The 12,434-nt window shown below is 67.0% G+C and carries 11 protein-coding genes, 1 tRNA gene and 3 pseudogenes; 4 read left to right on the top strand and 11 right to left on the bottom strand.

The annotated features are described in order from the left end of the window. Positions 1-26: 26 nt before the first annotated feature. Positions 27-530, bottom strand: a complete 504-nt coding sequence (locus ACOGI8_RS08510; protein WP_419853372.1) for an FABP family protein — start codon at positions 528-530, stop codon at positions 27-29. 64 nt (positions 531-594) lie between these two features. On the opposite strand from ACOGI8_RS08510, the gene ACOGI8_RS08505 reads away from it, so the two are divergent. Next, complete coding sequence (locus ACOGI8_RS08505; protein ID WP_419853371.1) at positions 595-945, top strand: thioesterase family protein; 351 nt, start codon at positions 595-597, stop codon at positions 943-945. A gap of 93 nt (positions 946-1,038) precedes the next feature. Here ACOGI8_RS08505 and ACOGI8_RS08500 read toward each other — a convergent pair. Both ACOGI8_RS08500 and ACOGI8_RS08495 read right to left on the bottom strand, forming a co-directional pair. Then, positions 1,039-1,386, bottom strand: a pseudogene (locus tag ACOGI8_RS08500) (peroxiredoxin); the annotation flags it as partial. 12 nt (positions 1,387-1,398) lie between these two features. Then, positions 1,399-1,527: a hypothetical protein gene (locus ACOGI8_RS08495; RefSeq protein WP_419853370.1), complete on the bottom strand. Its 129-nt coding sequence runs from the start codon at positions 1,525-1,527 to the stop codon at positions 1,399-1,401. 129 nt (positions 1,528-1,656) lie between these two features. Here ACOGI8_RS08495 and ACOGI8_RS08490 point away from each other — a divergent pair, with 129 nt between their 5' ends. Together ACOGI8_RS08490 and ACOGI8_RS08485 are read left to right on the top strand one after the other, a co-directional pair. Continuing rightward, a complete protein-coding gene (locus tag ACOGI8_RS08490) occupies positions 1,657-2,790 on the top strand; it encodes a DUF1295 domain-containing protein (RefSeq protein ID WP_419853369.1) in 1,134 nt (377 codons plus the stop codon). A gap of 39 nt (positions 2,791-2,829) precedes the next feature. Then, positions 2,830-3,963, top strand: a complete 1,134-nt coding sequence (locus ACOGI8_RS08485) for a DUF1295 domain-containing protein (protein WP_419853368.1) — start codon at positions 2,830-2,832, stop codon at positions 3,961-3,963. 53 nt (positions 3,964-4,016) lie between these two features. Here the strand turns inward: ACOGI8_RS08485 and ACOGI8_RS08480 are convergent. Then, positions 4,017-4,090, bottom strand: a tRNA-Val gene (locus ACOGI8_RS08480). A gap of 20 nt (positions 4,091-4,110) precedes the next feature. Then, complete coding sequence (locus ACOGI8_RS08475) at positions 4,111-4,878, bottom strand: inositol monophosphatase family protein (RefSeq protein WP_419853367.1); 768 nt, start codon at positions 4,876-4,878, stop codon at positions 4,111-4,113. A gap of 69 nt (positions 4,879-4,947) precedes the next feature. Here ACOGI8_RS08475 and ACOGI8_RS08470 point away from each other — a divergent pair, with 69 nt between their 5' ends. Next, positions 4,948-5,517, top strand: coding sequence for a hypothetical protein (locus tag ACOGI8_RS08470; protein ID WP_419853366.1), 570 nt, complete (start codon positions 4,948-4,950; stop codon positions 5,515-5,517). Positions 5,518-5,534: 17 nt separating this feature from the next. On the opposite strand, the gene ACOGI8_RS08465 is transcribed toward ACOGI8_RS08470, so the two are convergent. The 6 genes and pseudogenes from ACOGI8_RS08465 to ACOGI8_RS08440 all read right to left on the bottom strand — a co-directional run bounded on the left by ACOGI8_RS08465 (position 5,535) and on the right by ACOGI8_RS08440 (position 12,408). Then, positions 5,535-6,683 (bottom strand): ABC transporter ATP-binding protein, encoded by a 1,149-nt coding sequence (locus tag ACOGI8_RS08465; protein ID WP_419853365.1) that lies wholly within the window; start codon positions 6,681-6,683, stop codon positions 5,535-5,537. After that, a pseudogene (locus ACOGI8_RS08460) lies at positions 6,680-7,324 on the bottom strand (oligopeptide/dipeptide ABC transporter ATP-binding protein); the annotation flags it as partial. The pseudogene ACOGI8_RS08460 and the gene ACOGI8_RS08465, both read right to left, overlap by 4 nt. Before the next feature lie 672 nt (positions 7,325-7,996). Then, positions 7,997-8,326: pseudogene (locus ACOGI8_RS08455) on the bottom strand (ATP-binding cassette domain-containing protein); the annotation flags it as partial. 115 nt (positions 8,327-8,441) lie between these two features. Further along, on the bottom strand, positions 8,442-9,272 hold the full coding sequence (locus tag ACOGI8_RS08450; RefSeq protein ID WP_419853364.1) for an ABC transporter permease: 831 nt from the start codon (positions 9,270-9,272) through the stop codon (positions 8,442-8,444). Further along, positions 9,265-10,404 carry an ABC transporter permease gene (locus tag ACOGI8_RS08445; protein ID WP_419853363.1) on the bottom strand — a complete coding sequence of 380 codons (1,140 nt, stop codon included), beginning with the start codon at positions 10,402-10,404 and terminating at the stop codon, positions 9,265-9,267. Before ACOGI8_RS08445 ends, ACOGI8_RS08450 begins: the two co-directional genes overlap by 8 nt. 48 nt (positions 10,405-10,452) lie before the next feature. After that, positions 10,453-12,408: an ABC transporter substrate-binding protein gene (locus tag ACOGI8_RS08440; protein WP_419853362.1), complete on the bottom strand. Its 1,956-nt coding sequence runs from the start codon at positions 12,406-12,408 to the stop codon at positions 10,453-10,455. Between the last annotated feature and the right edge of the window lie 26 nt (positions 12,409-12,434).

The following is a 12,434-nucleotide window of genomic DNA, read 5'->3' as shown; positions in this document are numbered from 1 at the left end:
TCCGCGTGCCGGCTGATCAAACCGCGTCAGGCCTGTTTGGTCAGCTCGCCGCGCAGGTGGTGCAGCAGATCGGCCTGGCCCACGGCGGCCATCCACAGCTCGGAGATCAGCGTCGGGTCGTCGGCAGTACCCGTCCCGACGATGCTCAGCTCCCGCCGCACCAAGGTAACTTCCTTGGCGGTCGGGGTCAGGCCCACATGCTTGCTCGCCAGCTCGATCGCCAAACCGTCGGACGTGGTGCGGACCCTTCCGAGACAGATCTCGGTGACACCGGACGGTTGTGCCAGGGTGAGCTCGATCTGGCCGTCACCCACGGCACGCAGGTAGCCCGCCTCGGAGTGCAGCGGCTCGCCGGTGACTGCGTTGCGAGTGCGCTGGGTCATTGACACGAACGGCTTGCCCACATGGCCGAACGTCAATTCCTCGATGTAAGCGAATTCGTCGATGGTCGGGTACTGGCCCGTGCCCCCGCCCTGCCAGGTTCCCAGCAGCGGGGCGAGGGGCACGCAGTGCGGGTGCAGCTCAGCCATAGCCGCAACCTAGCGGCGAGCTCTCCGCGGTCAAGCCCGAGCGCAACCTCTAGGGTCTGCCGCCATGAGCGCAGCCCTAGAGGTCGGATTCGGTGTCAACGAAACGCACCGGGTCACCGACGAAATGTCTCCGCCGCACCTGCCCAACAAGGTGCTGTCCACCCCTGACATGGTCCGTCTCATCGAGGGCACGTGCCTGTTCGGCGTCCAGCCGCACCTCGACGAGAACCAGACGACCGTGGGCATCCACATCTGTGTCAGCCACGAGGCCGCCGTCGCCGCAGGCGAAGACGTGGTGGTGGCGGGCGAGATCAGCGAGATCGACCGCCGGCGCCTGGTGTTCGACATCAAGGTCACACACGGCGACACGCTGATCTCCCAAGGTACACACCAGCGGTTCATCGTCGGCGGCTAGCCGCCGAGCAGTCAACACGTGGCGGGTAACCGCCCAGCAATCAGCACAGGGCGGCTAGCCGCCGAGCAATCGACACGTGGCAGTTGATGGGAGCTAGCCCTGGCGCTGCCGCATCTGCTGCACAAAACGGATGATCCGCATGGTGTCGAGCGCCGTGAACCGGCCGATCGGTCCCGTCGAATAGCACGCTTGAGCGACCTTGCCGCCCGGAGACAGGATGAACCCGGTGGCATGCAGGATGCCCCGCGCCTCCTCGGTGTAGGCGCCGGTCAGCTTCGACACTTCGGCCATGTCGGCGCTGTGCAGCATCTTCACCGTGCGCAGCTGCAAGCCCTCTGACAGGCGCTGCGTGGTCTCCTTGTCGTCCACGGAGAGCGCCACGACGCTGGCGCCGAGCGTCTTCAGCAGCGAGCCCGCGCCGTCGAAGTCAACCAACTGTTGACGGCAGTACGGTCACCAGTGGCCCCGGTAGACCAGCACCACACCCCAGCCGTCGCCGAAGACGTCGGGGATCGTGACCTGCTGATCCTCAAGGTCAGCCAGAGTGAGTTCCGGGAATCGATCCCCGCTGTCGAGCTTCATGGCTTCACGCACCTTCCTGCCGTTGCCAGCGGACGCTACCGCCGAGTACGTCGATGAGTCCCACGACCGCTCGCCGCTGACGGCAATACTGGCAGTCTGCGCTGACCGGCGTGAGAAGGGGTGCAGATCATGATCGATTGGCTCGGTATCGGCCATCTGTTCGAATTGACTGCGGGCGAAGCAGTGCTGGGCTTCCTCACACCGCTGTTCGTCTGCGCCTTCGCCTTCGTGGCGCACATGATCCTGCCCGCCCGGCGCGTCACCGGCTACGCCACCAACCGCGAGACCGGCGAACCCCGCAGCTACCGGCTCAACGGCATCTTGGTGTTCGCGCTCGCGCACATCGTGTGGGCGTTCGAGCTCTTCGGGCTGCCGCGGGAATGGTTCTACCGCTCGACCATGTACGCAATAGCGGGCGGCGTGATCATCGCCGCCATCGCGACCGCCTTCGTGGTGTTCAGCCAGCCCAAGGGCGAACAGAAGAACCCGTTGCTTGCGTTCTATCTCGGACGTGCGCAGGAGCTGCAGTTCTTCAACAACCGCTTCGACCTCAAGATGTACTTCTACATCGTCGGCGGCACCATGCTCTCGCTCAACGCGTGGTCCGCGCTGGCGTGGCACGCCGATTTCGTCGACGACGTCAACCCCGGCCTCGTCCTCTACGTCGTCATCAACTCCTTCTACGTCTTCGACTACTTCGTGTGGGAGCGAGTGCAGCTCTACACCTACGACCTCATCCACGAGAACGTCGGGTTCAAGCTCGTCTGGGGCGGGCCGTTCGTATGGGGCTGGATGTTCGTGCTGCCGCTGTGGGGCTTGGCGAAACACCCCGATCCGGGCTTTTCAGGCGGACCGATGTACCTCTGGCTGATCGGCAGCGCAGTGCTGTTCGTGGCGGGCTGGGTGATCTCCCGCGGCTCCAACATGCAGAAGTACACCTTCAAGCGCTGGCCCGAACGCTCATTCCTCGGCATCAAGCCGGAGGTCATCGTGGCCGGCGACCGCAAGATCCTCTGCAGCGGGTTCTGGGGGAAGGCCAGGCACTTCGGCTACTTCGGCGAGGCCCTGTACGGGCTGTCCAACGCCTTGGCGTTCGGGCACTTCACCAACCTGTGGGCCTGGAGCTACTTGATCATGATCGTGACCTTCTTCGTGCCCCGCCAGTTCGAGGACGACAAGGTCTGCGCCGAGAAGTACGGGGCAGAGAAGTGGGCCGAATACCAGGCCCGGGTTCCGTACCGGATCCTTCCCGGCGTCTTCTAGCGCCGGCCGGCCGCGGCGGCACCGGAGAGGAGGCCACCCATGTTCGAACGGCTCGGCATCGGTCACCTGACAGAGCTGACTGCGGGCGAGGCGGTGCTGGGATTTCTCACGCCGCTGTTCGTGATGGCTGCGTTCTTCGTGCTGCAGATGGTCATTCCCGGCAAGCGCGTCCCCGGTTACGTCATCGACCCCGTGACGGGCCAGCCCCGCAGCTACCGCCTCAACGGGCTGGCAGTGTTCGTGGTGGCGCAGGTGCTGTGGTGGTTCGAGCTCACCGGCATGCCACGCGACTGGTTCTACCGTTCGTCGCTGTACGCCGTGGCGGGCGGAACGGTACTGGCCGTCATCCTGACGCTGATCGCCGTGTTCAGCCAGCCCGAGGGCGACGTCAAGAACAAGCTCCTGGCGTGCTGGTTCGGCCGCGCCCAGGAGATGCAGTTCTTCAATGACCGCATCGATCTCAAGATGTACTTCTACGTCGTCGGCGGCACGATGCTGTCGCTGAATGCCTTCTCCGGCGCGGTCTGGCACTACGACAACGTCGACAACCCCAATCCGGGCGTGTACCTCTTCGCGGCGTTCTTCACCTTCTACGTCGTCGACTACTTCATCTTCGAACGAACGATGCTCTACACGTTCGACATCATCTACGAGCGCCTCGGGTTCAAGATGTTCTGGGGCGGCCTGTTCGTCTACGGCTGGATGTTCATCATCCCGATGTGGGGCATGGCAGCGCATCCCGATCCGGGCCATGGCGGGGGCTGGCGAGCGCTCTGGCTGATCGGCGCACCGGCGCTGTACGTGGCGGGCTGGTGCATCAGCCGTGGCGCCAACATGCAGAAGTACACGTTCAAGCGCTGGCCCGAGCGCACCTTTCTGGGCATCAAGCCGCAGATCATCGAAGCCGGCGAGCGCAAGATTCTGTGCAGCGGCTTCTGGGGCGCATCCCGCCATCCCAACTACATGGGCGAAGTGTTCTACGGGCTGGGCCTCGCCGTGGCCTGGGGTCACTTCGGCAACATCTGGGCGTGGCTCTACCTGATCTATGTCTTCGCGCTGTTCAGCTACCGGCAGATGGACGACGACAGGCGCTGCGCGCAGAAGTACGGCCCCGAGAAATGGGCCGAGTACCGCGAGCGGGTCCCGTACCGCATCATTCCCGGCATCTACTGAGCCGGCCGCTGACGTGAGCGGAAATGCGTCGAGACAGTCCAAGCACAGATCGGTGGGCGCTGCAGGACTCGAACCTGCGACCCCCTCCTTGTAAGGGAGGTGCTCTCGCCAGCTGAGCTAAGCGCCCCCACAGCCGGGTTTGGCAGGCTACCGGCCGTCGCCTGACCCAGACCCCGGCTGCCGAGCGTGTCCGAGCAGCGCTGCCAGCTCGGGCGTGCTGGCAGCGACGGGACCCCGGCGCTCGCTGTGGCTGAGGTGAAAGAGTTCCCTGCCGCCGGCCTCGCCGGTCCATGCGCCCGCCTCGGTACAGATCAGAATGCCTGCGGCGTAGTCCCAGACGCCGTGGTTCGAGTTCAGGTCGATGTACGCGTCGAGGCGGCCGCAGGCGACGGCGCAGAGGTCGAGCGCCGCGGAGCCCAGCACCCGCACCTGCCAGACCGGCAGGTCAGCGCCGGGGCGACCCGACACGCCGATCACGGCCCGTTCACCGGTCGTCTGCCCGCTCGGCCCGATCGGGGCACCGTTGCGCTGCGCTCCCCCGCCGGCCACAGCCGTGAATTCCTCGCCGGTGACGAGGTGACGCACCAGCCCCGCCACCGGCGTCAGCCCGTCGACGACACACAGGCTGATGCAGTAGTGCGGGATGCGGCGGGATGCGTTGGTGGAGCCGTCCACCGGATCCACGATGACGGTCTCGCTGCCCGATCCTGCGCGCAGGCCCGATTCCTCGCTGAGCACGCCGACGCTCGCTGCGTCGAGCACGTCGAGTGCCGCTGCGTCGGCCACCTGATCGACTGCGTACTGATCGGATCGTTCCCCGCCGTCCTGCCAGTGGTCGAAAGCGGCGAGCGCTTCTTCGACCGCGTCGGCAGTACGTCGCAGGAGATCTCGCCAACCGTCGCGCTCTGAATTCATTCGTCGAATGCTGCCACCCGGCGCTATAACCTCCGCGCATCACCTCAGCGCCGCGTGGGGAGCATCCCGATGGCAGCGATCGACATCTCCGGCTACATGGCGAGCCTGAAAGACCATGCGCATGCGCACGGCTTTCACATCCATGACGAGCGGCAGTTCATCGAGACCTACAGCCTGCGCCAGACCTGGGAGGTCGACCTGCACCCCGCTGAGGCCTGCGGCGGCCCGCTCGACCTCCACCTCACGCTGGAAGCCGATCCGCGCACGATGCTGTCGTTCGAGGAGGTGCTGTGGGCGACGCCGGAAGACGAACTGCCTCCCGATGAGTTCTGGCTGCCCCTGATGTTCACCTGGGCGCTCCCGCCGCTGGATCGCAGCCCCGACATGCTCGTGCTGGCAACCGATCTCGCCGGCCTAGGCGGCACAGCCCTGCCAGTGGAGGTGTCCGCCATCGATTCGCTCACATCCGTGACCGACGCAGCGAAACGGACGCTGATGATCGTGGCGCGCAAGGATTTGTCGCTGCAGGCACTGCTGCGGGGCGAGGACGACATGTGCGAGCCCTTCGACCGGTGCACCAAGATCTGCGACTACCTGCTGCACCACGCACACGACTGGTACGAAGAGGTCCCCTCGTAACCGCTTCGGCGCTGTCGCTAGGTGGGGTTGATCACGACCCCGGCTTCGCTGACCCGGCCCGACGCGATGTTGCGCTCGAATGCCTCGGCCGCCTCGGGCGTACCGACCGGGTAGAAGCAGCGGTACAGGTGGGTGCCCGCCGCAGGATCGGGCTCGTCGCCGCTGTCGGTGATGCTTGATCGAGCGGGCCTGGGGGTCGGCACCTCGATGAGCGCCGGTTCCTCGGCGAAGCACAGGTCCTGCGCGTACTTGCAGCGGGGAGCGAACTTGCATCCGGGCGGCAGATCGGTCATCTGGGGCGGCTGCCCGCCGATGATCTCCAAGCGCGCATGGCTGTCGTCGGTGACCTTGGGGATCGAGCGGAACAGCGCCTCGGTGTAGGGCATCTTCATGTCCCCGAAGAGCGTCTTGGTGGAGGCACGCTCAACGATGCGGCCCGCGTACATCACGATGATCTCGTCGGTGCGGCCCGCCACGATGCCGAGGTCGTGCGTGATGAGCACGAGGGACATGTTGCGCTCGGATCGCTGGGCCTCGAGCAAGTCCAGGATCTGTGCCTGAACGGTGACGTCCAGCGCCGTGGTGGGCTCGTCCGCGATCAGCAGGCGGGGGCTGCACGCCAGCGCGATGGCGATCACGATGCGCTGGCGCATGCCGCCCGAGAGCTGGTGGGGATACTCGTCGATGCGCCGGTGCGGCTCGGGAATGCCCACCTCCTCGAGCAGGTCGAGCGCCGCGCTGCGTGCGGCACGCGCCGACAGGTCGCGGTGCACCCGCAGACCCTCGCCCACCTGCTTGCCGATCTTCATGACCGGGTTCAGCGAGCCCAGCGGATCCTGGAAAACCATGGCGAGCTGCGGCCCCCACATCTCGAGCAGCTCCCGGCGGCCGAGCGACATCATGTCGATCCCGTCGAAGCTGACGTTGCCGGTCGAGGTCACCCGCGACTTGGGCAGCAGCCGCATGATCGACCTCGACATGACCGACTTGCCCGAGCCGGACTCCCCCACCACACCCAGGCGCGCCCCCCGGTCCAGCGACCACTCGACCCCGTCGACCGCCACCAACGGTCCCGCGGCAGTGTGGAATGTGGTGCGCAGCTCGCTCACGTCGAGCAGCGACGGCTCGCCTGACGGCGAGGTGCCCTGCGCGGCGGTCTCGCTCATGACTCGCCCCGGGCGACCGCCGCCAGATCGACACGCACGGGTGCCTCCTCGCCGAAGAGCGGCGTGTGGCACGCCACGAACCGGCCGGGCGCGATCTCGCGCATCTCGGGCTCCTCGGCAGCGCAGCGCTCGGCCGCGAGCGGGCAGCGTGTGCGGAAACGGCAGCCCGACGGCGGATCCATCGGCGAGGGCAGCTCGCCGCCGATGCGCTCGGTGCCGAGTTCGGCCTCGGGATCGGGATGAGGTATCGCTGCCAGCAGCACTTCGGTATAGGGATGCGCCGGTTGGGAGAACATCGCGTCCGGTTCGCTGACCTCGCAGAGCTTGCCGAGGTACATCACCGCCACCCGGTCGCTCACATTCTTGACCACGGCGAGATCGTGCGCGATGAAGACGAGCGTCAGGCCCATCTGCTTCTTGAGGTCTTCGAGCAGGTTGAGAATCTGCGCCTGCACCGAGACGTCCAGCGAGGAGACGGGCTCGTCGCAGATGATCACCTGCGGCACGCTGACGAGTGCCCGGGCGATCGAGAGCCGCTGCGCCTGGCCGCCCGAGAATTCCCACGGGCGGCGGTCCAAGGCGTCGTCGGGGTTGATGCCGACGTAGTTGAGCACCTCTCGCACCCGTGGCTCGGCCCGCTCGCGCTCGACTTGGCGGTTTGCCCGGTAACGGCGCAGCACCCACCGCAGGAGCAAGGTGTCGACCACGACGGAGGCGACGAGCACGATGAGCTTGGCGCTGTCGTCGAGACCGGCGACGTAGAAGACCTGCAAGACCACCATGGCGCTGAGCGTCGTGGCGACGCCGCTGGCGCCGGCGCGCGCCGGCTGCATGATCGACGCGATCAGCCAGACGACGAGTACTGCGGTCAGCAGGCTCAGCCCGCCCGAGTTGAGCCACTGAGCCCAGCCGCCGAAGCTCGACCAGGTGCGCCAGAGCATGAACGCGCTGGCGCCCGTGGTGACGGCCACGCCCGCGAGCCCGACGGCGCCCGAGACGTCGCCGAACTGGCGCGACATCAAGCCGAAGGGCAGCATCACTGCCAGCAGCACCCACGTCAGGCCCAGCAGCAGGGCGATCGCAGCGGCCAGCAGCAGCACCGCAAGCGTCGGGAAGCCGATGATCGCAGCGGGCACCTGCGTCCACCCCAGCCAGGGCTCCGCAGCGCGCTCCTCGACGGCCTCAGAGAGGATCCACAGCACGAAGGCCACCGAGGCCAGCAGGCCCACGATCCGCAGCGGCGCCGCCCGTCTCAGCAAGTTCTGCAGTATCTCGCCGATGCGGTCCTGCCACATCGCCATGGCGGTGCGCCTCGCCACGTTCTCCAGCGCGATGAACAGCGGCTCGGCGATGATGTCACGCACCCGACGCCGGGGGTTCAGCGACGAGATCGGATCCTGGTAGATCATCTGCAGCCGGGGACGCACCTCGCGCATGGCGTCCTCGTCGAGCTCGGTCAGCTCCCGGCCGGTGAGCTGCACCGAACCCGAGGTGGGCGTCGGCAGCTGCAGGATCGCCCGCCCCGTGGTGCTCTTGCCGCAGCCCGATTCGCCGACCAGCCCGAGGGTCTCGCCCTCGAGCAGATCGAGCGACACGCCCGACACGGCATACACCGTGCGACCGCCGGCTGCGGGGAACTCCATCACCAGGTCGCGTGCGGTCAGCAGGGCGTCCGGGCGCAGGTGGGCGTTGCCGCTGCCGGCCATCAGCGGGCCGCCCTCGTCCGCAGCCGCACAGCCCCGCCCGCACGACACTGCCTCATATGACCGACTCCCGCGGCTCGAAGTACTGCTGGAGCTTGTCGCCCACGAAGTTGAGCGCCAGCACGGTGACGAACATGACGATGGCCGGCATCAGGCTGATGTGGGCAGCCACGTCGAGGTTGGTTCGCCCCTTGTTGATCATGTCGCCCCAGGTGGGCGTGGGCGGGGGCACGCTGAGTCCCAGGAACGCCACCGAGCCCTCCACCACGATCAGTCCGGCCATGATGATGAGGGAGAAGCTGACCAGCGAGGGGGCGACGTTGGGCAGCACCTCGCGGAACAGCACACGGCCGTCACGCGCTCCCAGGGTCTTCGCGGCCAGCACGAAGTCCTGGTTGGCGATCGACAGCGTGGCGGCGCGCACCACCCGGGCGATGGGCGCGATCGACAGCAGCACGAAGGTGAACACCAGGATGAAGATGCGCCGCCTCGCCTCGGAGTCCAAGAACAGCACCAGCGCCAGGAACAGGATCAGCGGGGGGATCACCAGCGAGGCGTTCATCGTGGCCGTGAGCCAGCGGTCGACCCGGCCGCTGTAGTAGCCCGACACCATGCCCAGCAGGCCGCCCATCACGAGCGCCAGCACGGTGCCCACGGTCGAGATCACCAGGCTCACCTGCGCTCCGTAGATGACACGGCTGAACACGTCGCGGCCCACGCCGTCGTTGCCGAACCAGTGCGTCAGGCTGGGCCCCTGCTTGGACGTGCCGGCGAAGGTTTCTGCAGGGTCCTTGATGGGAAGGATGTCGGCGAAGACCGCCGCGAACGCGAGCACAGCCAAGTACGCGACGGCCGCCCAGAAGAAGAACCCCAGCCGCTTAGGCACGGGCGCCCACCTCCCTGCCGCGCAGCCGCGGGTCCAGTGCCAGGTACAGGAAGTCGGACATGGTGAGCACCACGATGTACAGCGTCGAGATCACCAGCACGCCGCCCTGCACAGCGATGAAGTCGCGCTGGGTCACGCCCAGGAAGATGTAGGCGCCCACACCCGGGATGGTGAAGATGAACTCCACGATCAGCGCGCCGCCGATGAGCACGCCCATCGTCAGCCCCACCACGGTCAGCAGCGTGAAGCTCGACGGACGCAGCGCGTGACGCCACAGGATGCGCCGCGTGGGCAGTCCCTTGCTGCGAGCCAGATCGATGAACGGCAGTCGCAGCGTGCCGATCATGTCGGAGCGGAGCAAGCGCATGAACACCGCCGCCTGGCCCATCGCCAGCGACAGCGACGGCAGCAGCATGTGCTTGAAGTGCAGCACGACGTCCTCGCCGAGAGGCACATAGCGCGCTGCCGGCAGCGCCCGGAATCCGATCTCGTTGCCCGCCACGCTGAGCCCGCCGATGGCCAGGAACAGCACGAGCATCACGGCGAGCACGTAGTTGGGCGTGGCCAGGAAGCCCAGCATCGTGTGGTTGATGGACCGGTCGGTCTTGGTGCCCTGCCGGTAGCCGGCCCAGATGCCCAGCGGGATGGCGATGCCCAGGGCGATGACGACCGAGTACGCCATGATCTGCAGCGTCGGCGTCATGGAGCGTGAGATGCCGTCCGCGATGTCCTCGCGCAGCACGATCGAGGTGCCGAGGTCTCCGGTGAGCACGCCGCCCAGCCAGTTGCCGTAGCGGTTGAAGAAGGGCTCGTCGAGGCCGAGTTCGGTGCGGACGATCGCGATCTGGTCGGCGGTAGCGGCGGGTCCCAGGATGTTGATGGCGGGATCGCCGGGCAGGCTGGCCATCAGCGCGAACACCACGAACGACACACCGACCAGCACCGGGACCACGCCCGCGATGCGGCGCAGTGCGTAGCGCCCGTCGGCCACGGCGGCCCCGACGGTGCCGATGAGCACCAGCACGGCGAAGGTCCAGCTGAACGGGGGTCGCCAGAACCACGCCCAAGCGATCGTGGCGACGAGCGCCACGATCACAATGCGCCCAAGCTGGTCGCGAACGGCCTGCATCATTGCGGTCGCTCCCCCCTTCGAGTGCCGTTCCTACACCAACTCATCGCCTCAACCCTGACAATCGCCGTCATCGCACCAGATCTGGGCGACATGATGCGCTCCGGCATTCACCGCGAACGCGCCGACATCGCTGCCCGGGATCGGCAGATCGGTGAGGTTCTGCACCCGCGGGTTGGCGATGACACCCCACAGCGTCCAGTGGGTCCACAGGTTCCAGACGTTGCGCCCGAAGGCCCGGTTCACCTCCTCAGCCGCCTCACGGCGAGCCACGGGATCGGGATTGTGGCGGATGACGTCGTACGCGGCATCGATGGCAGGGTCCCGGAAACGCCCGAGGTTGGAGGCCAGCTCAGGCACAGTCGGGTCGATCGGGAGCGCAGTTGCCGAATTCCACCAGAGCCACTGCTCGATGGGGTCTACCCCGCCGTGGGCGCGCAGCCCCATCATCTCGTACAGCCCGGCCAGCGCCAGGCCGAAGTACTGGCCCTGCTCGATGGGCTGGATCGTTGCCGCGATCTCGTCGCCGAAGGCAGCCCGCCACATCGACACGATGAGCTCGTTCGACTCGACGTTGAACGGGTCGTTGGTGGAGTTGAACCCGAACGTCACCGGGTTCTGTCCGCTGTCGGCCTTGCACTGGGCGAATTCGGCCAGCGCGGCATCGATGTCGTACGTCGGGTAGCCCGAGTCGTCCAGATGGCCCATGCTGCCGGGCGGGAACGGACCGTTGGCCACCCGCACCAAGCCCTGGAACCGTTCGCTGACGAATCGCTCGCTGTCGAATGCGTGCGCCAGTGCCTTACGGCAGCTCAGGTGCACCAGCGGGTTGGCCGCGTTGAGCCCGTGCGGGTCCATTTGGATCGGCTCGTCAAGACCCCGCAGCTCGGCGAGCACCGGGTTCCTCCCTGATGCCACGTTCATGAGGCTGAAGTTGGTTTCGCCGAAGTCGTTGGCTTGCAGCAGCACGAAGTCGCGATCGCCTTCGTACTTGGCGATCTCGTCCGCATTCGAGGTGTGGATGATGTCGAATTGGCCCGCTCTCAGGCCGTTGGAGCGGCCCACGATGTCCACGGCCACCACGAACTCGACCTCGTCGAGGTAGGGCAGGCTCTCGCCGGTGATGCCGTTGGGGCCGCGCCAGTAGTCGGGGTTGCGCTCGGCAATGAAGCTGTTGCCGTTGCCCGGCGTGTACTCCACGAACCTGAACGCCCCCAGCCCCACCGGTGCCGAGGGATCGCCGGTGGCGGTGGCGAGCCCTGCCGTGCGCTCCTCGGCTGTCAGGGGCGAGAACGGCGACGTGTACAGCGGGTTGTTGGGCAGCGTCTCCAGCCATGCCGGGGAGAACATGAAGCCGCAGCCCTGCGCCCTCGACGCGGGACCCGGCCCGGTCGCGAACGGGATGGATGTCTCGTAGTAGACGTACTGGCCCTCGCCCCAGACATCTTTGATGCCCAGGTAGCCGGGTCCGGTCTGCTGGCTGTAGCGGCACAGGTTGATGTTGTAGGCCACTGCCTCGCCGGTCAGCGGCGTGCCGTCATGGAACGTGATGCCGTCGCGGATCCGCAGCGTCCACGTCAGGAAGTCGTCGCTTGGCGTCTCAGACTCCACCAGATACGGCACGATGTCGCCGTTGGCGTCGGTGACGTACATCGATTCCGTGACCGCACGCATGATCATGCGGCAGGAAATCGCGCACAGCGCCGCGTAGGGCGCGAACGGGTTGGCCGTGTCGGCCTCGATGCCGTACACCAGCCGGCCGCCGTGCACCGGGCCGGACGAGACGTCGCGAGTGTCTTCGCCCGCGGCATCTCCGGCCTCGCGTGCCTCGACGACCTCCGCCTGGGACTCCCCCAGCGTGGTCGCGACGTCTTCGGCTGCATCGTCGGCCGCGGCATCGGCTCGGTCGGATGGGGTGCCCGAGCCCCCGCCGCCACCGCCGGCGGAGCAGGCGACGGCAATCAGCGCGAACGCAGTCGCTGCTGCCAGCGAACGCGCTCGCGCCAACTGCCGCCTCCTCTTTCACTCTGGTG

This window comes from Candidatus Poriferisodalis sp., from assembly GCF_965204195.1.
Classification (GTDB): Bacteria; Actinomycetota; Acidimicrobiia; order Acidimicrobiales; family Poriferisodalaceae; genus Poriferisodalis.
This window is presented reverse-complemented; position numbering and strand designations above follow the sequence as displayed.

Coding starts and splice junctions, on each gene's coding strand:
- ACOGI8_RS08510 (WP_419853372.1), bottom strand. CDS start 530: ATGGCTGAGCTGCACCCGCACTGCGTGCCCCTCGCCCCGCTGCTGGGA.
- ACOGI8_RS08505 (WP_419853371.1), top strand. CDS start 595: ATGAGCGCAGCCCTAGAGGTCGGATTCGGTGTCAACGAAACGCACCGG.
- ACOGI8_RS08495 (WP_419853370.1), bottom strand. CDS start 1,527: ATGAAGCTCGACAGCGGGGATCGATTCCCGGAACTCACTCTGGCTGAC.
- ACOGI8_RS08490 (WP_419853369.1), top strand. CDS start 1,657: ATGATCGATTGGCTCGGTATCGGCCATCTGTTCGAATTGACTGCGGGC.
- ACOGI8_RS08485 (WP_419853368.1), top strand. CDS start 2,830: ATGTTCGAACGGCTCGGCATCGGTCACCTGACAGAGCTGACTGCGGGC.
- ACOGI8_RS08475 (WP_419853367.1), bottom strand. CDS start 4,878: ATGAATTCAGAGCGCGACGGTTGGCGAGATCTCCTGCGACGTACTGCC.
- ACOGI8_RS08470 (WP_419853366.1), top strand. CDS start 4,948: ATGGCAGCGATCGACATCTCCGGCTACATGGCGAGCCTGAAAGACCAT.
- ACOGI8_RS08465 (WP_419853365.1), bottom strand. CDS start 6,683: ATGAGCGAGACCGCCGCGCAGGGCACCTCGCCGTCAGGCGAGCCGTCG.
- ACOGI8_RS08445 (WP_419853363.1), bottom strand. CDS start 10,404: ATGATGCAGGCCGTTCGCGACCAGCTTGGGCGCATTGTGATCGTGGCG.